This is a genomic window from Pseudonocardia sp. TMWB2A (genome assembly GCF_017312135.1).
Genome location: NZ_QKQY01000002.1, coordinates 3,818,602 through 3,837,522, shown reverse-complemented (window position 1 = coordinate 3,837,522; position 18,921 = coordinate 3,818,602). Strand labels below are relative to the sequence as shown.

Sequence of the window (18,921 nt, the reverse complement as noted above, 5' to 3'; positions counted from 1 at the left end):
TGAGGGATCCGGGCTCCGTGGTCACCGGGTGGTGGTCCGGTGTGTGCCTGCGGTGCGGCCGGGATCAGGCGATCTCGGCGCGCCGCTCGCGCAGCAGCTCCAGGCGCTCGTCGAGCAGCTCCTCGAGCTCGGCGATCGACCGGCGCTCGAGCAGCATGTCCCAGTGCGTACGCGGCGGCTTCTGCTTCTTCTGCTCCGGCTCGGTCCCGTCCACCCGGCGACCGACACCGCCCTGCGGGGACTCCCACGTCGCGGGAGCCTCGGCGTCGTTCGCGAACGGCACCTGGAACTCGTAGCCGGACTCGGACACATAACGGACCATCTGCCGCGGCGCCAGGTCGTGGTTGCGGTCCGTCTCGTAGCTGACAGCCCCGAGCCGGCTGCCACGCAGAACGCGGTCGGCCATGCGTCACCCTCCTGTAGCGCGATGTCGAGGGAGCACCTCGACGGTTACGTCTCCGCCACCGGGTGTAACGTGCGTGGAGCTACGGTATTCCGGCGGCAGGGCAGAACGGACCCGCTCGAGTTACCTCGCGGTAACCCGCTCTGCGCCCGATTGACCAGTGTTCCCTATCGCCGCCCGTTACACACTCCGATGTGACGTGTCAGCCATGTGTGACGGTGCTCACCCGGGCGTCGACGAGTGTTCACACAGCCGACCGGACCGGTGCACGGCCGGGGGAGCGCACCGGCAGCAGCGCGACCAGTCCCGCCGCCAGGACCAGCACGATCCCGATCGTCCCGGCCCGGTCCGAGCCGAACACGTAGGTGAACAGGCCGATGAGCGCCGGCGCCAGGAACGACACCGCGCGCCCGGTCGTCGCGTACAGACCGAACAGCTGGCCCTCCTGCTGCGGCGGGCACACCCGCAGCAGGTACGACCGCGACGACGCCTGCGCCGGCCCCACGAACAGCCCCAGCACCAGACCGAAGATCCAGAACATGGTCGGCCCGGACACCAGCAGCAGCACCACCCCGACCACGACCAGCCCGGCCAGCGAGCCGACCACGACGGCCTTCGGGCCGAACCGGTCGTCGAGCCTGCCCCCGAGCAGCGCCCCGGCCGCGGACACCACGTTGATCGCCACGCCGAAGATCAGCACCTGGCCCGGCTCCAGCCCGTACACCGTCACCGCCAGGACCCCGCCGAAGGCGAAGATCGCGTTGAGGCCGTCCCGGTACAGCGCGCTCGCCCCGAGGAAGTACACCGTGTGCGGGCTGGCCCGGTAGAGCGCGCGCAGGTCGGTCACCAGCCTGCGGTAGGAACCGGCCACACCCAGCTTCGGGGCGTCCGGCGCCACCGGCGGCGTCTCGGGCAGCAGGAAGAACATCGGCGCGGCGAACACCGCGAACCACACGGCCGCCACCAGCACCGCGATCCGCACGTCCAGCCCGTCGGCGGTCGGGACACCGAGCAGCCCGCCGTCGCCGGACAGCAGGAACACGTACACCCCGAGCAGCAGCACGATCCCGCCGATGTAGCCCAGCGCCCAGCCGAAGCCCGACACCCGCCCCACCGTCGCCGGCGTCGACACCTGCGCCATCAGCGCGTAGTACGACACCGCCGCCAGCTCGGCGAAGATCGACGCCAGCGCCAGCAGCAGCAGGCCCAGCCACAGGTAGGACCAGTCGTCGCGGACGAAGAACATCCCGGCCATGCAGACCACGACCAGCGCCGTCCACACCCCGGTCGCCCGCAGCCGCCGCCCCGTGCGGTCCGCGCTCTGCCCGACCACCGGCGCCATCAGCGCGATCAGCACCCCGGCGGCCGCGGTCGACCACGCCAGCCAGCTGTTCGCACTGACCGAGCCCGGCAGGTCCGCCCCGACGGCGTCGGTCAGGTACACCGAGAACACGAAGGTCAGCGCGATGTGCTGGAACCCCGAGGAGCCCCAGTCCCACAGGCCCCAGGCCCACAGCCGGGATCGGCGGGGCGGGGCCGGCTCTGCGGTCGGAGCGGTCGAGGCGGTCACGGCGCGAGCGTATCGACGCCCGCGGGACCCGGCCTCCGATCATCTACGCAGGCGCCCACCCGGTCAGCTCCCGACGACGTCGAGCAGCCGGTCCGGCCGGTCGGACAGCAGCCCGTCCACCCCGAGGGCCAGCAGCCGTCGCATCTGCTCGGGCTCGTCCACAGTCCACACGTGCACCTCGTGCCCGGCCCGGTGCGCCGCGGAGACGAACCGGCGGTCCGACGCCACCGGGATCGGCCCGAACATCGGCGGGACCTGCGCGAACACCCCCGCCGACGCCGGCAGGAGCCGGCCCGGGACGCCCCACGCGCGGGCCCGCAGCGCCACCACCTCGGTCTGCCCCATCGACGTGCACAGCCTCGGCCCGGCCAGCGTCCGGGCGACGCCCAGCCAGCGTGCGGAGAACGAGCCCAGACACACCCGGTCCCAGGCGTCGGCGGCGTCGAGCACCGCCAGCGTCGGCGCGACGACCTCGGCCGACTTCAGCTCGATCGTCACCCGCACCCCGGGGACCGCGGCGAGCACCTGGGCCAGCCGCGGCAGCGGCTCGGCGCGCTGTGCCCCGGTGACCCGCACGGTGTCGAGCTCCGCGGCGGGGCGCGTGTCGATCCGGCCGGTGCCGTCGGTGGTGCGGTCCAGCGTCGGGTCGTGGTGCACGAACGGCACTCCGTCGGCGCTGGCGTGCACGTCCATCTCGACGTAGCGCAGACCGTGGTCGGCGGCGGCGGTGAACGCGGCGACGGTGTTCTCACAGCCGGCCAGCTCCCCGATGTGCCAGCCACGGTGGGCGTAGGCGCGGGGGTGCGGACCGTCGAGGTACGGGTGGTGCACGGCGGTCAGCCTGGCACCTGCCCGATCACGCCACCACGGGGGAGCCGGAAACCCTCGGTGTCGATCAGGGGACGCATCAGGTCCCCGTGCGTGTCCAGCCGGGCCGGCAGGTCGTCGAGGGTGAACACCAGGTCCGCGGGCTCGCGGCAGCCCTCGACCTCATCCCAGGTCACCGGGGTCGCCACCGTGGGGCGCTCGCGGCCGCGCAGCGAGTAGGAGGCGATGGTGGTCTTGGCGGTGTTGTTCTGGCTCCAGTCGACGAAGATCTTCCCGCGCCGACGGGCCCGGGTCATCACCGCGATCACCTCGCGCCGGTGCTCCTCGGCGAGCCGCTCGGCCACCTCACGGGCGAACCCGCTGGTCCGGTCCGGGTCGGTGACCCGCGCCGGCAGGTAGAGCTGCATCCCCTTCCCGCCCGACGTCGACGGGTACACCGCCAGCCCGTGCCCGTCGAGCAGGTCCCGCAGCCACAGCGCCACCCGGGCGCAGTCCACGATCGTCGTGCCCTCGCCCGGGTCCAGGTCGAACACCACACGGTCCGGCGGGTGGCGCCCGTCGCGCGGGCCCAGGCGCCACTGCGGCACGTGCAGCTCCAGCGCCGCCAGGTTCGCCGCCCAGGCCAGCCCCTCGGCGTCGGAGAGCACCGCGAAGTCCGCGGACTCCGACCGGCCGCCGGGCGTCCCGACGCGGGCGGTGCGCAGCCAGCCCGGCGCGTGCCGCGCCACGTTCTTCTCGAAGAACGACTGCCCCTCCACCCCGTCCGGCCAGCGCTTGAGCGTCGCCGGCCGGGCGTCGAGGTGCGGCACCATCACCTCGGCGACGGCCAGGTAGTGCCCCAGCACGTCGGCCTTGGTCGTGCCGGTGGCCGGGTAGAGCACCTTGTCCGGGTTGGACAGCGACGCCCGCCCGTACCCCTCGCGCTGTGCCGTCCCGCGCTGTGCAGTCCCACGCCGTGCCGACCCGCGCTGCGCCGCCTTCCGGCTCGCACCGTCCACCCGGACCTCCCGCCAGTCGTCGCCCGCGCCCTCGGGGTACCCGGAACCGGCCCGGACGGCGACCACCCCGGGCAGGCCCTGGTCGCGCACCGCGTCGAGCAGCCGGGCGCCCGCGTTCGGGTACGACGGCGCCGCCCGCCGGTGCGGCCCGTCCAGCGGCAGCTCCTCCAGCAGCGCGCGACGCTGTTCGGCGGGCAGCGCCCGGACGTCGCGGCCGCCGGTGTGCAGGACGTCGGCCACCCACAGCTCGCCGCGGCCGGTCAGCTCGGCGTCGAGCAGGTGCCCACCGGCGCCCAGGGCGGGCCCCAGGCCCCGCAGCGCACCCGGCGGGTCGAACGGCTCCCCGGCCCGGCCATCGTCGTCCACGGGGCGCAGGGAGAGCCGCCCGCCGTCCACCCGCACCAGCACCCGGCGGCCACCGAAGACCGGGCGGACCGTCCAGCCGTCCCCGGTGGGCAGCCGGTCGGCGGGGCGGGGGACGGCCAGGACGACGTCGTGGGGGAGCGGGTCACCCCCGGCGTCCATGCCGTCGGGCTGGTCCCGGGTGCGGCGCAGCAGCCAGTTGTCCTTCCGCCCGCCGGAGCTGCGGTGCAGCAGCACGAACCGGCCGCGGACGCGCCCGCCGTGCAGGACGAACGCGATCTCGCGGTCGTTCCACTTCTCGGTGTCGTAGCGGCCGTGGTCCCAGATCGCCATCCCGCCGCCGCCGTACTCGCCGCGCGGGATCTCCCCGGAGAACTCCAGGTACTCCAGCGGGTGGTCCTCGGTGCGCACGGCCATCCGGACGGTCTCGGAGTCCTCGGGCAGTCCCTTGGGGACCGCCCACGACGCCAGGACGCCGTCGCGTTCGAGCCGCAGGTCCCAGTGCAGCGCCGTCGCGTGGTGCTCCTGGACGACGAACCGGTCGCCGACGGCGCCCGGCGGCCCGGCGTCGTGCTCGGGCACCGGCTCGGGCGTGCGCCGCGCGTCGCGCCGGCGGCGGTACTCGTCCAGGGGCACAGCGGCAGCGTAGTGACCGGCACCGACACCGACCGGGTCGTCGTTATGACAGTTGCGGTGGAGCCGGGACGGCTCGACGTGCGGGGAGTGCCGGTCGAAGATACGTTCGACCCATGACCAACGACCACAGCACCGACGCCGTCGACCCCGGGACGGCCGAGAAGGACCCCGCGGACTGGACGACCGGCGACGAGCCGATGACCGGCCCGCAGCGGTCGTACCTGGAGACGCTGCTGCAGCAGGCCGGGCAGGACGCCCCGGAGGACCTGGACAAGCTCACCAAGGCCGAGGCCTCGAAGCGGATCGACGAGCTGCAGGACGCCACCGGCCGCGGCAACTGAGCCGGTCCGGTCAGGGCGCGACGAGCTCCACCTCGAAGCCCTCGGCGTTCTCCACGAACAACGCGGTGTGGTCCGGCCCGCCGGCGTGCGGGTAGGTCCCGGCGAACAGCTCGGACCACCCGTGTGCGGCGCAGTCCGCCCGCAGCGCGTCGAGCCGGGCTCGACCGGACACGGCCAGGGCCAGATGGTTCAGGCCCGGACGCGTCCGGTCGTGCACGCCGTGGACGGCCGGCGACTGTTCCAGGACGACGTACACACCCGACGGGTGGCTCCAGATCCGGCCGCGGTCCCAGCCGTCGTCCCGCAGGGTCCAGCCGAGCTCGGTGAACAGCCAGTGGAACGACGGCGCCGTCCCGGCGAGGTCTCGGGTCCACAGCTCGACATGATGGATAGCGGCGGTCACCGACCCACCCTAGCGTTGAGCCGATAATGCACGTTATGACAGTTCGAGCGTTGCGGGCCCGCTCACCGGGGTGACCGTCCTACCCCCCGTACGGCGTCATGCCGCAAGGATCACCCGGCCCCGGTGCCTCCGGGACCTCCCGGCGTCCTAGGTTGGACGCGTGAAGGTCCTGTTGCTGGAAAACATCCACCCCGGCGCGGCCGAGGCGTTCCGACGCGACGGCTTCGAGGTCGAGACCCGACCCGGGTCGCTCAGCGGCGACGAGCTGCACGACGCGCTCGCCGGTGTGCAGCTGCTCGGCATCCGCTCCAACACCACGATCACCGCCGAGGTGCTCGACGCCGCCAAGGACCTGCTGGCCGTCGGCTGCTTCTGCATCGGCACCAACCAGGTCGACCTCACCGCGGCCGCCGAGCGCGGCATCGCCGTGTTCAACGCGCCGTACTCCAACACGCGCAGCGTCGTCGAGCTGGTCATCGGTGAGATCGTCGTCCTGGCGCGGCGGCTGACCGAGAAGACCCAGCGGATGCACGAGGGCGTCTGGGACAAGTCCGCCAAGGGCGCCCACGAGTTCCGCGGCCGCACCCTGGGCATCGTCGGCTACGGCAACATCGGCACCCAGCTGTCCAACATGGCCGAAGCCATCGGACTGCAGGTCGTGTTCTACGACACCGCCGACCGGCTCGCCCACGGCAACGCCCGGCGGATGCCCAGCCTGGACGCACTGCTGGCCGAGTCCGACGTCGTCTCCATCCACGTCGACGGCCGCCCGGGCAACGCCGGCCTCTTCGGCGCCGAGCAGTTCGCCCGGATGAAGCCCCGCTCGATGTTCATCAACGCCTCGCGCGGCATGGTCACCGACGAGCACGCCCTGCGGGAGAACATCCTGTCCGGGCACCTCGCGGGCGCCGCCGTCGACGTGTTCCCGGTCGAGCCCAAGGCCCAGGGCGACGAGTTCGACTCACCGCTGCGCGGCCTGGACAACGTCATCCTGACCCCGCACATCGGCGGGTCGACCCAGGAGGCGCAGGAGGGCATCGGCACCTTCGTCTCGCGCAAGCTGCTCGACTTCGTGCAGCTCGGCGCCACTCCCCTGTCGGTGAACCTGCCCAACGTGGGCGCCCCGAACCCGCCCGGGGTGTTCCGCACCGCCTACCTGCACACCAGCACCCCCGGCGTGCTCGCCGACATCAACCGGCTGCTGGCCGACGCCGGCGTGAACGTCGTCGGGCAGTCGCTGTCCACCGGCGGCGACCTCGGCTACGTGCTGACCGACACCGACCAGGTCCTGCCCGAGGACGTGCTCTCGGCGCTCCGCCGGGCCGCCCAGACCGTCTGGCTGCGGTCCTACCGGCTCTGAGCGCTCAGGCGCAGGCGTTCGCGCCGTACTCCTCGACGTCGGAGGGGTGCATCGGGCCGTGCACCCCGTGGAAGACGACGAACTCGACGCCGGTCGGGCGGTGGAACAACCCGCCCGTCCGGCGCCGGTACACCAGCGGCGCGCAGCGGTACCCGAACAGCGCCCGCGCCCACCCCTCGGCCTCACCGCGGGCCAGCGGCTCCGACCCGGTGACGGCGAGCTCCCAGATCCCCACGCCGGTCGCCGGGGAGCTCCGGTCCGGTGCGGTCGAGGCCACCAGCGTCAGCTCGCCGGTCCCCCGCATCGCCGGGACGACGGTCCGCGCGCGGTGCCAGTCGGCCACCGGGTGCGGGTAGGGGTAGGTCAGCAGCCCCTCGCGCAGCGCGGTCACGGATCCCCCGTGCTGCTCGTGGATCAGCTGCGCCAGGTCCACCGACCGCTTGCGGCGCAGGTCGGCATTGACCAGACCGGCTTCGACCGTCATCCCCGTGGCCTCATTTCCGTCCCCGCGTCCCGGGACGGACCTCCGGCGCTGAGGCGGCGCGGTGGGGCCCGACGCCCGGGTGGGAGGACCCTCGAACGGTCCGGCGTCGGCACCGTGTTCTACGGCTCGTAGAGCATTCTAGATCACGTCCGGCATCCGGGCGAGAGCGGGATCACATGATCGTCGGATCACACGACGAGCCGGTAGTGCACGCTCAGTGGATCGACGGGGTAGTCGGCGAACGGCGGGCAGACGGCGAAGCCGAAGCGCTCGTAGAGCCGCCGCGCCGGGGCCCAGTACTCCCCCGCGCCCGTCTCCAGGTACACCGCCCGGTGCCCCTGCCCGCGTGCCGCGTCGAGCAGCCGGGTCAGCACCGCGGTCCCGACGCCGCGACCGCGCGCGTGCTCCGCCGTCCGCATGGACTTGATCTCCGCTGCCGGGTGCTCGGGCACCGCGCCGGCCGCCAGCTCGCTCAGCGCACCGCAGCCGAGGAGGGTGCCGTCGTCGTCGCGGGCGGCCCAGACCGTCACTCCGGGCCCGCGGAGTCCGTCGAGGTCCAGCGCGTGTGTGCTCTCCGGTGGCCCCTGGGCGCGCATGTCGGTGAGGTGCCCGGCCAGGAACCGCCGGATCTGCGCCCCGGACAGGTCGTCGGTGTCGATCTGCACGTGCTCCATCCTGCTCCCTCCCCCCGGCGGGCACGGCTCAAGAATTGCTCAAATACCGCGCCGACCCATTCGGCACGCTCCTATCGTCGGTACATCGCACTTTCACCGGCGGCGGGTGGCCGCGTACCGACCGGCGAGGAGAACACCGTGAGCGCAGTCGTCGCAGTACTGCTGGTCATTGTCCTGATCGGCCTCGCCGTCCTGATCGGAACGCTCCGGGAGGTGCGTCCGACCAGGCCGAGTGTGGTCCGGGCGCGGGAGTTCCGCCGTTCCGCCCGGCCGGGCGCCCACGATTAGGAGGGCCTCCGTCGTTATGCTTCCGGCGACCCCGGGTGAATCCGGGACGGCGAACCGGGAGGAACTGCAGTGGCGAAGGTCGAGACGATCCGGCTGGTCGACGACATCACCGGCGGCGACGCCGACGAGACCGTCGATTTCGGGCTCGACGGCCGCCGGTTCGAGATCGACCTGACCGCGGACAACGCCGCGGCGCTGCGGGACGCGCTCGCCCCGTTCGTCGGGGTCGCGCGTGCCGCGGGGTCCCCGCGCACCGGACGCAACGCGGGCGTGTCCGCGCCGTCGGGCGGGCGCAGCGGTGCGGACGGCTCGGACGCCGCGACCCGCGAGCACAACCGCGCGGTGCGGGCCTGGGCCCGGGAGAACGGCTGGACGCTGTCCGAGCGGGGCCGCATCCCGTCCGAGGTCGTCGAGGCCCACCGCCGCGCCCAGGACGGCGACACGGCGGGCACCGCGCCGCAGACACCGGCCACCGACGAGCCCGCCGCCGAGGCCGTCCCGGCCGCACGGGCCGTGCCGGACAGCGAGACCGGGGACGAGGCGCCCGCGGAGCGCAGGCAGCCCTCCGCGGCACCCGCGGTCGAGTTCAGCGGCTGACCCCGCACCCCGGGCCGGTCCGGCCCGGGGCCGCCGTCACCGGCTCGGCGACGGGATGCCCGGCGGCGGCGCCGGCAGCGGACCGGAGCTGTAGAGCCCGGAACGGTCGACGTCGCGACGCTCCAGGGTCGGCGCGACCGCGTTCGGCCGGTACGGCTGGATCGCCTGCACCTTGCCCCAGTCCCGGCCCGGGTCGCCCTCGAGGTAGGTGGGCAGCTCCGTCTGCTTGCCGATCACGGTGATCCAGCCCAGCGGGCCGCCGGCCTGCGGGGACGACCAGCCCTCGCCGTCGCCGCGCATCTGGCTGCCGTCGGCCTGCAGCCGGTAGGCCGGGACCTCGGCGATCCCGCCCGAGGTGCGGAACGGGTGCAGGCACGGGCTGGCCAGCGACACCGGGTACTCCAGGAACATCGGCTGGTCGCCCACGACCTGCGACAGCGGCGCCAGCTGCGGCGCGCGCAGCGGTGCGACGGCGAGCCACCCGTCGGCACCGAGCGAGTTGTCCTGCACCACCATCCGGACCTCGGTCGCCGCGCGGGCGGTGTCGGGCAGGTCGAACCGCAGCTCGCGCCACGGCATCTCCTCCACCCGGCCGTCGTCGAGGGTGGTCTGCTCGACCACGCGGACCCGCCCGTCGGACAGCCGCGTCGCGTACTGGACGGTGAGCCGATTCCCGTTGCCCAGGCGCCCGGCCGCGGTGACGACCAGCGGTGTGGTGCCCGCGCGCTGGTCGGCGGTCAGCATCACCCAGGGGGTGCGCAGGGTGCCGGTGTTGCGGTCGCCGCGGGGCAGGTAGCTGCCGAACGCGGGCGCCGCGTCGCTCCCCAGCCCCCCGGACAGGACGTACTCGAACCCGGACGCCCCGGTCCCGCCGCCGGTCGGCGGGATGCCGTTGCGGACGAAGCCGCTGCCCCCGCTGTTGGGGTCGAGCAGCTGGGCGTCGGGACTGTTCGCGGGGACGACGCCCGGCGGCAGCGGTGCCGGGGTCGAGGTCGGCTCCCCCGGCGGGGGCGGCGGGGCGACCGTCGGGAGCAGCCCGGAGCGGGCCGGAGCGGCCATCCCGGTCGGTTCCGGGGCGGGGGGCAGCACGCCGTCGACGGGGCGGCGCTCGGCGAACACCTGGCTGGCGAGCCCGCAGGACCCGCCGAACGGGTGCGACAGCGCGTCGGCGCCCATCGTCCAGGTCCCGGAGCGGTCCTGGATGGCCGAGACCATCGACCACACGTTGAACGTGACCAGCAGCCCGCACAGCACCGCCAGCGGCGCCGAGGTCAGCCGCAGCCGCCGCGTCGCCCGCAGCGCCGACGACGCGTCGCGGCGCCAGTCCCGGGCCCGGACCCAGCGGCCCAGCAGCGGGATCCGGCCCAGCGCCCGCTCGACGCCCGCCAGCTGGTCGGGGTGGCGTTCCTCGCGGATGCCGCGCAGGTGCTCGACCCCGGCGCCCGCGGCGAGCAGCAGAGCGACGAGCAGCAGGATCGTGGAGAGCTCGTAGCCGGCGACGGTGACCTGCTCACCGGCCCACGGCACGCCCCAGTTGTTCGTGTACCACCACAGGTTCGGCCCGGCCGCGGACAGCGCCGCCACCAGGAACACCGCGGACAGGAACGCGAGCCGGTTGCGCAGCGAGCGCAGGACGTCCGAGCCGGTGGCGATCGCGGCGAGCGCCACCATGCCCGAGCCGAGGCCGACCAGGTCGCCGAAGTGGTGGGTCCACTTCGTCGGGGTCAGCGCGAAGATCAGCAGCGCGATCACGGTGCTGCCGATGAGGCGCTGGGCCGGCCCGAGCGCGGCGCCCGGGATCCGGTTGCGACGGATCAGCACGACCACGCACGCCAGCAGGCAGAGGATGACCAGCAGGATCGGGAACCGGCGCGCGATGGAGCCGTCCGCGAGCCCCTCGAACAACGGCGCGTAGCGCTGGGCGATCTCGGTGTACCAGGGCCAGTCCGGTCCGATGTCGGACCGCAGCCGGGTGGAGTCGATCACCGCGGCCCAGCTCTGGTCGGCCCAGGCGATCATCAGGATCGCGGTGCCCGAGGCCAGCAGCGGCGCGAGCACCGGGACCGTGCCGACGGCCCGGATGCGGGCCGCGAGCAGGTGCCACAGCGGCCGCACACCGGCGATGAACGGCGCGATCGCGATCAGCCCGGCCGGGTTCGCCCCGACCGCCATCGACGCCGCGAACAGGCCGAGCGCGACCGGGAGCAGCCGCTGCAGGGCCAGCGCCCGCTCGACGCAGACCAGCGCCAGCAGCGAGCACACGACGACGACCGGCTCGGGCCGCAGCCCGGAGTTGTAGGCCATCCAGAACGCCAGGAACACCATGCCCGCGGCCCAGGTGGCCGCGCGGGAGCGGCGGGCCTGACGGCCCAGGCGCGGGAGCAGGCCGCGGGAGACCAGCCACCAGGCCATGATCCCCATCAGCACCGAGGGCAGCCGCAGCCACAGCAGCGAGTCCGAGACCCGCACCCACAGCGCGTAGAGGTCGTAGAACCAGCCGAACGGCGCCTCCGCGGCGTCGTACCAGCGGTAGTAGTTGCCGACGTAGCCCGAGGTGGGGACGTCGCGGACGATGCCGAGGGTGAACCCGTCGTCGGAGGTCTGGCCCCCGATCGCGGCCCACCCGACGAGCACCACGGTGACGATCAGGTCGATCGGCCGGGGCCGGGCGCGCGACCACCAGCGGCGCAGCCGCGGTGGCCACCGGCCGGCGAGACCGCCGATGGCGTCGCGGCCCGCCCGGTGCGGGCTGCGGCCCAGGTGCCGGTCGACACCGGCCAGCGCGAGCAGCGAGCCCAGCAGCGCCACCGCGGCGACGACGGTGGCCGCGGTCTTCCACACCGACGGGCTGGTGTCGAAGCGGGTGTCCGGGGTGATCCGGACCGCGGTGCCCGCCGTCGGGTCGAGCGCGGTGTCCAGGTCGGAGTAGATCCCCACGACCTGCGGCCGCAGGTCCCCCTCGAAGGTCTGTGCCCCCGAGCCCAGGTCGATAGTGGTGGACGTGCCGTCGGAGGTGATCCGGACCTCCGACGGGCCGGCCCGCAGCGGCGCCGTGGCGAGCTGCTGGCCGCGGTCGACCAGCGCCAGCTGGCCGTCGGCGACGGTCAGGACCATCCCGGAGCGGGCACCCTCCGGCGACTCCGGCGGGACGGTCGACAGCACCGTGGCGGAGCCGTCGGCGCGGTCGTCGAGGCTGCGGATCGCGTCGGCGGGGACGACCACCGACATCGTCTCCGGGCGCAGCGCGACCAGCGGCGAGTTGACGTCGGCGGTGCCGTCGGTCACCGACGGCCAGACGATCGTGGTCGTGTGCTGCACCACGGGCAGGAAGGGCACCGCGACGGCGAGCACGAACGCCAGGAGGCCGAGCCGGCCCGCCCAGCGCAGGCGTCGACGGTCGCGGAGCGTGTCGACCGGAGCCGGCGCGGCGACCGTCGCTTCGGAGGTGAGCACCGAACGACGGTAGCGGCCTCGCTCCGCGTGATCCGGGGAGCCCCCGGGGGTGATCAGCCCACCGGGACGTGGTGCCGGTCGCGGAACCGGCGGCCCTGCAGCCACCACCCCAGCACGCGGGTGATCCAGGGCAGCATCACGTACACCATGACCGGGGTCAGGACGACCGTCGTGACCGCCAGCCGCGGCACGACGTGCCAGTCCGCGAGCAGCGCGCCGAGGGTCACCGTGGCCAGCAGGTTCATCGGGAAGAAGACGAGCCAGATCGTCGTCGCCTGCTTCCAGCGGGGCGGGGTGACCTGGGGCGGGCCCGCCGTCTCCACCGCGGTCGGCTGGTCGAACCAGCCCTCGATCCCGGTGCGGCGCTCGGCGCGGGTCATCTCGGCCAGGCCCTGGGCGGACCCGAGCCACCAGCGGCGCTCCGGGCTGGCCTCCCAGCGCCCGAGCGACTCCGGGGAGTCGAAGCGGGCCAGCATGTGCCACTCGTCGGAGCCGTCCCGGCTGCGGACCCAGCCGCCGCCGAGGAAGCCGGGGAACCCCTCGGCCATGAGCAGGCCGGAGCGGATCCAGGCGGTCATCTCCGCGGCGTGGCCGGGGTCGGCGCGACGGGTGAACGAGACCGTGACGGGGTCGCCGCCGGTCGGTGCGGGAGCGGAGCCGGCGGCGGGGGTGGTGCCATCGGCCCGGTCGCGGGTGTCGAGGGACATGCCCGCCATGGTGACCGCTGACCCCGGCGGACTCCCAGCCCGGCCGCACGACATCACTCCGGGACACTCGGGGAGCCCGCTCCCCCGCCGTCCCACGTCGAGAGGTCCCGCCGTGCCCGAACCCGTCCTGCGCCGGGCCACGGCCCGTGACGTGCCCGCCGTCGTCGCGCTGCTGGCCGACGACCCGCTCGGCGCCACCCGGGAGACCCCGGACGACCTGGCGCCCTACCTCGCCGCGTTCGCCGAGCTCGACGCCGACCCGCGGCACCTGCTCCTGGTCGCCGACGACGACGGCACGGTCGTCGGGACCCTGCAGCTCACCCTGTTGCCGGGCCTGGCCCGGCGCGGCGCCCTGCGGGCCCGGATCGAGGCCGTCCGGGTGGCCGCGGGCCGGCGCGGCGGCGGGCTCGGGGCGACCATGGTCCGGTACGCCGTCGACGAGGCCCGCCGACGTGGGGCGGTGCTCGTCCAGCTCACCTCCGACCGGTCCCGTACCGACGCCCACCGGTTCTACGAGCGCCTCGGGTTCCTCCGGACCCACGACGGCTTCAGCCTCCCCCTGACCTGACGGCCGCTCCCCCGGGCCGGCCTCGCCGCGTCCTGGCGGGTTCGTCGTCGCCGTTTCGGTGACTACGAGGACGCGTCAATGAAACATTGACCAGAGAAGGACAGGGCGCACTTCCGTCAGGGACCCGGGACCCTCACCACGAACAGGTCTCGAAGCCCGGGCGTGCGCCTCGCGTCGGCCCGCCCCTGGCCCACCGGACCGGCGTGGGGTCGGCACCGTCCGCCGCATCCGGGAGGTTCAGCGGGCACAGGACCGGCTCGGTCGTGCGTGGCCGCCGCATGGTCCGCCCCCGCCGCGGCGGCCCGCAGAGGGCCGTACAGAGCGCTCCCAGCGCCTCCTGGGCAGCCTGCGGCGACGACCGGCACCCCGGAGCACCCGTGGTGTCGCCGGCGCGTACCCCGTTCGCCGGCACCGCGGCCGTCGTCGTGGCCCGCTCCCCCGCGACACGCCGGTGTCGCGGAACGGTTGACCGCGCGTACGCGTCAATGAACCATTGACATCATGAGGTACGAGGAAGCGCAGCGCTGGCTGGAACGGGCCGACCCCTCGATCGCGAAGAAGCGGGAGTCCATCACCGAACAGCTGGACGGGATGAAGGAGCGGGCGGCCGACGGCGTCCTCACCCACGACGGGGCCGCCGCCTGGTACGCCCTGGTGCAGGAGATGCGCCGGCTGGCCGACTACTACGAGCGCGACCTGATCCGCACCCTGCGGGCCGGCGGGATGACCTGGAAGGAGGTGGCCGACGCCGTCCAGGCCCAGCTGTCGAGCCGTCAGGCGGCCCAGGCCAAGTGGAAACGCCTGGTCGACCCGACCCGGCGGACCACCAACGGGAACATGCGCCGCGGCGGACGTCCCCGCCAGGACCAGGTCCCCCGGCACGACGGGTCCACCGAGCCGGACGGCAGCACCGGACAGGATCGGACGGAGTAGTCACTCCTCCCCCGGACGGCCCTGTCCGGTGACGGTGCGCAACCTCCGGTGACCGTCGTCGTTGATCCTCGTGACGACGGCATCCGAGGAGGCGGCAGGTGGCTGGACAGGGCAACGACCGGCGCAGGTGGGCGGCGGTCGTCTCGATCGCGGTCGCGGTGTGCACGGTCGGCCTCGCGCTGGTCCCGCCCGCCCAGGCGGCGGCACCGGAGCCCGAGCAGGTCGCGTCGGTGCAGGACCTGCTGGACCCCTCCCCGCCCGGGTCGAACGACTGGGGCTGCCGGCCGTCGGAGGCGCACCCGGAGCCGGTCGTCCTCGTCCACGGCCTCTCGGCCAACCAGGGGAACAACTGGGCCTACATGGCCCCGCAGCTGGCCCAGCGCGGTTACTGCGTGTTCTCCCTGACCTACGGCCGCAACCCCCTGGCCCCGCCGCCGCTGACCCAGGTCGGCGGGCTCGCCCCGATGGAGGACAGCGCCGCCGAGCTCGCCGCGTTCGTCGACCGGGTGCGCGGGGCCACCGGTGCCGCGAAGGTCGACATCGTCGGCCACTCCGAGGGTTCGCTGATGCCGAACCACTACGTCCGGTTCCTCGGCGGCGCCGACAAGGTCCGGCGCTACGTCGGCCTCACCCCGCTCTGGGACGGCACGAACACCGCCGGGCTGGCGTTCCTCAACCGCACCGGCGAGCAGCTCGGCCTCGGCCCGGCCGTCGGCACCGTCCTCGACCCGCTGTGCGCGTCCTGCCGTCAGTTCCTGCACGGCTCGGACTTCCTGCAGCGCATGAACTCCGACGGCGGCCCCCGCGCCGAGGGCGTCGACTACACGATGATCCTCACCCGCTACGACGAGCTGGTCGTCCCCTACACCTCGGGCCTGCTCGACGGCGCGCACAACATCGTCCTGCAGAACGGCTGCCCCACCGACCTCGCCGAGCACGTCGCCGTCGCGTTCGACCCCGTCACGCTGCAGCACGTGCTCAACGCACTCGACCCGGCCCACGCGAACCCGGTGCGCTGCCTGCCGGTGGGCCCGGACGCACCCGCCGCGTCCTGACCGTGCCACGCTGTCGCCCGTGACGGCGGTGACGACGGCGGAGGACCTGCTCGCGGCGGCCCGGGACGGCGTGGAGGTCGGCTCGGCCGTCCTCGACGAGACCGACCTGCGGGAGACCGACCTGGCCGGGCTGGTCCTGCGGGGCGGCTCGCTCGCCGGGGCCGACCTGCGCGGCGTGCGGCTGGACCGGGCGCGGATCACCGGGACGTCGCTGGCCGGGGCCGACCTGCGCGAGGCGGACCTGACCGACGCCGTGCTCAGCGGGGTCGACCTGTCCGGGGCCCGGCTGGCCGGGGCGACCCTCGGCGACACCCGGTTCACCGGCTGCCGCATGATCGGCACCATCCTGCGCGGGCTGCGGGGGCTGACGGCGTCGTTCGTCCTGGACGACTGCTCGCTGCAGCTGGCGGACCTGCGCGACGTCGCGATGCGCGGGCTGCGGATCGCCGACTGCGACCTGTCCGAGGCCGACCTGTCCGGCGCCGACCTGCGCGACATCCGTTTCGAGCGGTGCCGGCTGCGGGGCACGGTGCTGCGGTCCACCCGGCTCGAGGGCGCCGACCTGCGGGGCTGCGACCTCGGCGAGGTCACTCCGGACACCCCGCGCGAGCTGCGCGGGGCGATCGTCTCCCCCACCCAGGCGGGCGCGATCTGCGCGGCGCTGGGGCTGACGGTGCTCGAGCCGTAGGCCGGGTCAGCCGACGGGGCGGTCGAGGCCGCCGCGGCGCATCGCGTCCTCGACCTGGCCGGCGATCCACGGGTCGTCGTCGCATTGCGGCCCGGTCGCGGTGAGCGGGCCGAGCCGGACGACGTCCGCGGCGCGGCAGAGCGGCGAGGTGCCGGTGAGGTCGTCGTCGCCGGTCGGCTCGTCGGGGACGACGGGACGCGAGGCGTCCGCGACCCGGTCCTGCCGGGCCGCCTCGTCGCGGTGGTAGGCGGCGAGCTCGGCGTCCCCGGCGGCGCGGGCCGCGTCGGCCCGGGACCGTGCCTGGTCGCGCAGCTCGGCGGCCACGGTGCTGACCCGGCCCGCGGTCTGCGCGTCGCCCGCCCGGGTGGCGGCGTCGCGGGCCCCGCCGACGGCGTCCAGCACGATCTCGCCGCGTCCGGGGACCGCGACGGGTTCGGTCGCGTCCGCGGCCGTGCCGTCGGCGGCCGCGGCGGTGGGGGTGATGTTCCGGGCCGGGTCCGTGCCGTCGGCGCCACCGGCGAGGGCGGCCGCCAGACCGGCACCGCCGACCAGCGGGACGGTGCCGAGCAGGGCCAGGCGGCCGGGCGTGGTGCGTGGACGTCGGTGCCGTCCGCTCATCGTGATCGCCTCCTCCACTGTCGGTAGCCGGAGCCGGAGGGGCTCAAACCTGCATCGCCCGGCCGGGCGTCAGCAGGGGACGATCACGAAGCGGACGACACGGCAGACGACGCCCTCGGTGCGCGGGGTGTCCCCGGTCGGGGTGGGGGACGCGGTCCGGGCGTCGTCGGGCGCGGTGCCGGTCGGCGGGGCCGGGGTGGTGGTCGGGGCGGGCGGGGTCGTGGGTGCCTCGGTCGGGGGGATGGCGGCGCGACGGCGCGCGTCGGCCTGACCCCGGGCCCGCTGCGCGGCGCGGTCCTGCTCCGCGCGCTGCTCGGCGGCCCGCCGCTCCCGGGCGGCGGCCTCGGCGGCCCGGCGTTCCTCGGCGATCCGGCGGTCCTCGGCGATGCGGGCCGTGGCCGCCCGTACCGCCCCGTCGGCGACGGCGGCGGCGCGCGTCTCGCGGGCCGCGACCGGTACCGTGGTGGGCGCGACCCCGGTGCCCGAGCCGTACCAGCGCGACGGCATCGGGATCGACGAGGCGTCGTCGACGGTCGGGCCGGAGGCGAAGGTCGGTACCGGGACGTGGTCGTCGACCCGCTGGTCCGCCGGAGCGACCCCGCCGAGCACCCCGGTCCCGAGCAGACCGGCGACGGTGACCGCGGCGACCAGCACCACCGGGACGACCCCGGCCAGGGTGACCCGGAGCCGCCGGCGGCCCCGCGACGGCCGGGCCCGCCCCTCGACCGGTCGTGGCGCGTCCCACGGGCCGACGGGCGCCGTCGCGGTCGCGCCCCGGGAGCGGGCCGCCGAGCCCGGCCACGCCTCGGGCCCGACCGCGGCCGGGTCCGGGCCGGGCTCGCCCGGCGTCCGGTGCCGGCCGGTCACGTGGTGGAGCCGCTCGCCGTGCGCATGGGGTGATCGTCACCGGCGGACGGCGGTACGGCCATGCACCGAACGGGTGTGTTGCCATCGCGGGCCGTCCCGGTGGGGTGAACTGCGCGCCGCCCGGACGGGCGGCCGGGCTCAGCCCCCGAGCAGCGACAGCGCGGGTCCGGGCACCCGGACGTCGACGGGCGGGGTCTCGGCGATCCGCAGGCGCAGCCGGAGCAGCGCCCCGTCCGCGGCGCCGGTGCCCGGGTCGGCCGGTGCGACGGTGCCCGGGGAGACACCGGAGGAACCGCTGCCGGCCGGGTCGTCGTCCTGCGGCGCGGCGGACCGGGGAGCGGCCTGTGGCGGGACGGCCACGCGCGGGGCGGGTACCACCGGCCGCGGGACCGTCGGCCGGGACGGGGCGGACCACCCGGTGTCCCAGCCCCGTCCGGTGTCCCGGTCCGGCCCGGTGTCGTCGCCGGGTGCGCTGGCGTCGCCCGGCGCGGTGTCGTCGGCCGGGGGCGTGTCGTCGGCAGGGGGGGTGTCGTCCGGAGCGGTGACCTGGCCGGGTGCCGGCGCGGTCCCCGTGCCGGGCGCGACGGCGAGGGGGCCGGGCGCGGTGCGGTCACCGGCCGTGCCGCCGGCCGGGCCCGCCGGAGCGGGGCCGCCCGCGCCGCCGGTCGCCGACGGCCCTGCGGCGGAGCGCGACGCGCTGCCCCCGCCGGACCGGACCGGGCCGGACCCGGCGGCGGCCGCACCCGGCGACCCCGGCTCCCGGGGCGATCCCGCCGTGGGGTTCCGGGGCGCGGCGGCCGCGGCGTCGGCGGCCGCCCGCACCGGTGCCTGCGCGAGCGGTGCCGGGTCGGCCATCCGCGCCGGGGAGCCCCCGCCGGGCACCGCGGGACCGGCGGCGAGCGGCGCGGCCGGGCCGGGCTGCTCCCCCTGCCCCGCGACGGGCTGCTCCCCCGGCGTCACGGTGACGACGACCGCCGCGGCGAGTGCGATCGCCCCGACCACGGGGACCGTCACGGCCAGGACCCGCCTGACCAGTCCGGCCCCCGCCGTCCTCCGGTGCCTGCCGCTCATCGCTCGGTCCTCCCCC

20 protein-coding genes are annotated in these 18,921 nt (G+C 75.3%); 8 read left to right on the top strand and 12 right to left on the bottom strand.

Annotated features, from left to right (window positions below; translation table 11 throughout):
• Nucleotides 1-64: 64 nt before the first annotated feature.
• The 4 genes from DMP17_RS32505 to ligD form a co-directional block, all read right to left on the bottom strand.
• Complete coding sequence (locus DMP17_RS32505; RefSeq protein WP_020627709.1) at nucleotides 65-406, bottom strand: RNA polymerase-binding protein RbpA; 342 nt, start codon at nucleotides 404-406, stop codon at nucleotides 65-67.
• 241 nt (nucleotides 407-647) lie between these two features.
• A complete protein-coding gene (locus tag DMP17_RS32500; RefSeq protein ID WP_226357146.1) occupies nucleotides 648-1,973 on the bottom strand; it encodes an MFS transporter in 1,326 nt (441 codons plus the stop codon).
• A gap of 63 nt (nucleotides 1,974-2,036) precedes the next feature.
• Nucleotides 2,037-2,804: a glycerophosphodiester phosphodiesterase family protein gene (locus tag DMP17_RS32495; protein WP_337831534.1), complete on the bottom strand. Its 768-nt coding sequence runs from the start codon at nucleotides 2,802-2,804 to the stop codon at nucleotides 2,037-2,039.
• A gap of 5 nt (nucleotides 2,805-2,809) precedes the next feature.
• A complete protein-coding gene (ligD, locus tag DMP17_RS32490) occupies nucleotides 2,810-4,798 on the bottom strand; it encodes a non-homologous end-joining DNA ligase (RefSeq protein ID WP_337831533.1) in 1,989 nt (662 codons plus the stop codon).
• A gap of 113 nt (nucleotides 4,799-4,911) precedes the next feature.
• Between ligD and DMP17_RS32485 the strand changes: the two genes are divergently transcribed.
• Complete coding sequence (locus DMP17_RS32485; RefSeq protein WP_226357144.1) at nucleotides 4,912-5,139, top strand: DUF3072 domain-containing protein; 228 nt, start codon at nucleotides 4,912-4,914, stop codon at nucleotides 5,137-5,139.
• 10 nt (nucleotides 5,140-5,149) lie between these two features.
• Here DMP17_RS32485 and DMP17_RS32480 read toward each other — a convergent pair whose 3' ends face one another.
• On the bottom strand, nucleotides 5,150-5,542 hold the full coding sequence (locus tag DMP17_RS32480) for a VOC family protein (protein ID WP_226357143.1): 393 nt from the start codon (nucleotides 5,540-5,542) through the stop codon (nucleotides 5,150-5,152).
• A gap of 160 nt (nucleotides 5,543-5,702) precedes the next feature.
• Between DMP17_RS32480 and serA the strand changes: the two genes are divergently transcribed.
• Nucleotides 5,703-6,902: a phosphoglycerate dehydrogenase gene (gene serA / locus DMP17_RS32475; protein WP_226357142.1), complete on the top strand. Its 1,200-nt coding sequence runs from the start codon at nucleotides 5,703-5,705 to the stop codon at nucleotides 6,900-6,902.
• A 4-nt stretch (nucleotides 6,903-6,906) separates the two neighbouring features.
• Here the strand turns inward: serA and DMP17_RS32470 are convergent, their stop codons facing one another.
• The gene (locus tag DMP17_RS32470; RefSeq protein WP_226365142.1) at nucleotides 6,907-7,386 is read right to left on the bottom strand and encodes a hypothetical protein; all 480 of its coding nucleotides are present in this window, start codon (nucleotides 7,384-7,386) and stop codon (nucleotides 6,907-6,909) included.
• 188 nt (nucleotides 7,387-7,574) lie between these two features.
• A complete protein-coding gene (locus DMP17_RS32465) occupies nucleotides 7,575-8,060 on the bottom strand; it encodes a GNAT family N-acetyltransferase (protein ID WP_337831532.1) in 486 nt (161 codons plus the stop codon).
• A gap of 138 nt (nucleotides 8,061-8,198) precedes the next feature.
• On the opposite strand from DMP17_RS32465, the gene DMP17_RS32460 reads away from it, so the two are divergent.
• Entirely contained in the window at nucleotides 8,199-8,348 is a 150-nt protein-coding gene (locus tag DMP17_RS32460) for a hypothetical protein (protein WP_224402494.1), read from the top strand.
• A 69-nt stretch (nucleotides 8,349-8,417) separates the two neighbouring features.
• Nucleotides 8,418-8,945, top strand: coding sequence for a histone-like nucleoid-structuring protein Lsr2 (locus DMP17_RS32455; RefSeq protein WP_308253115.1), 528 nt, complete (start codon nucleotides 8,418-8,420; stop codon nucleotides 8,943-8,945).
• A gap of 36 nt (nucleotides 8,946-8,981) precedes the next feature.
• Here the strand turns inward: DMP17_RS32455 and DMP17_RS32450 are convergent, their stop codons facing one another.
• Together DMP17_RS32450 and DMP17_RS32445 are read right to left on the bottom strand one after the other, a co-directional pair.
• Nucleotides 8,982-12,398 (bottom strand): arabinosyltransferase domain-containing protein, encoded by a 3,417-nt coding sequence (locus DMP17_RS32450; RefSeq protein ID WP_226357140.1) that lies wholly within the window; start codon nucleotides 12,396-12,398, stop codon nucleotides 8,982-8,984.
• A gap of 53 nt (nucleotides 12,399-12,451) precedes the next feature.
• A complete protein-coding gene (locus tag DMP17_RS32445) occupies nucleotides 12,452-13,105 on the bottom strand; it encodes an antibiotic biosynthesis monooxygenase (protein WP_226357139.1) in 654 nt (217 codons plus the stop codon).
• 112 nt (nucleotides 13,106-13,217) lie between these two features.
• Here DMP17_RS32445 and DMP17_RS32440 point away from each other — a divergent pair, with 112 nt between their 5' ends.
• The 4 genes from DMP17_RS32440 to DMP17_RS32425 all read left to right on the top strand — a co-directional run bounded on the left by DMP17_RS32440 (nucleotide 13,218) and on the right by DMP17_RS32425 (nucleotide 16,349).
• A complete protein-coding gene (locus tag DMP17_RS32440; protein WP_226357138.1) occupies nucleotides 13,218-13,673 on the top strand; it encodes a GNAT family N-acetyltransferase in 456 nt (151 codons plus the stop codon).
• A 501-nt stretch (nucleotides 13,674-14,174) separates the two neighbouring features.
• A complete protein-coding gene (locus DMP17_RS32435) occupies nucleotides 14,175-14,606 on the top strand; it encodes a hypothetical protein (protein ID WP_226357137.1) in 432 nt (143 codons plus the stop codon).
• A 98-nt stretch (nucleotides 14,607-14,704) separates the two neighbouring features.
• Nucleotides 14,705-15,661, top strand: a complete 957-nt coding sequence (locus DMP17_RS32430) for an esterase/lipase family protein (RefSeq protein WP_337831531.1) — start codon at nucleotides 14,705-14,707, stop codon at nucleotides 15,659-15,661.
• A gap of 19 nt (nucleotides 15,662-15,680) precedes the next feature.
• Nucleotides 15,681-16,349 (top strand): pentapeptide repeat-containing protein, encoded by a 669-nt coding sequence (locus DMP17_RS32425; protein WP_337831530.1) that lies wholly within the window; start codon nucleotides 15,681-15,683, stop codon nucleotides 16,347-16,349.
• 6 nt (nucleotides 16,350-16,355) lie between these two features.
• Here DMP17_RS32425 and DMP17_RS32420 read toward each other — a convergent pair whose 3' ends face one another.
• The 3 genes from DMP17_RS32420 to DMP17_RS32410 all read right to left on the bottom strand — a co-directional run bounded on the left by DMP17_RS32420 (nucleotide 16,356) and on the right by DMP17_RS32410 (nucleotide 18,905).
• On the bottom strand, nucleotides 16,356-16,967 hold the full coding sequence (locus DMP17_RS32420; protein ID WP_337831529.1) for a hypothetical protein: 612 nt from the start codon (nucleotides 16,965-16,967) through the stop codon (nucleotides 16,356-16,358).
• Between the two features lie 69 nt (nucleotides 16,968-17,036).
• Nucleotides 17,037-17,834: a hypothetical protein gene (locus tag DMP17_RS32415; RefSeq protein WP_337831528.1), complete on the bottom strand. Its 798-nt coding sequence runs from the start codon at nucleotides 17,832-17,834 to the stop codon at nucleotides 17,037-17,039.
• Nucleotides 17,835-17,972: 138 nt separating this feature from the next.
• Complete coding sequence (locus DMP17_RS32410; protein ID WP_337831527.1) at nucleotides 17,973-18,905, bottom strand: hypothetical protein; 933 nt, start codon at nucleotides 18,903-18,905, stop codon at nucleotides 17,973-17,975.
• Nucleotides 18,906-18,921 lie beyond the last annotated feature (16 nt).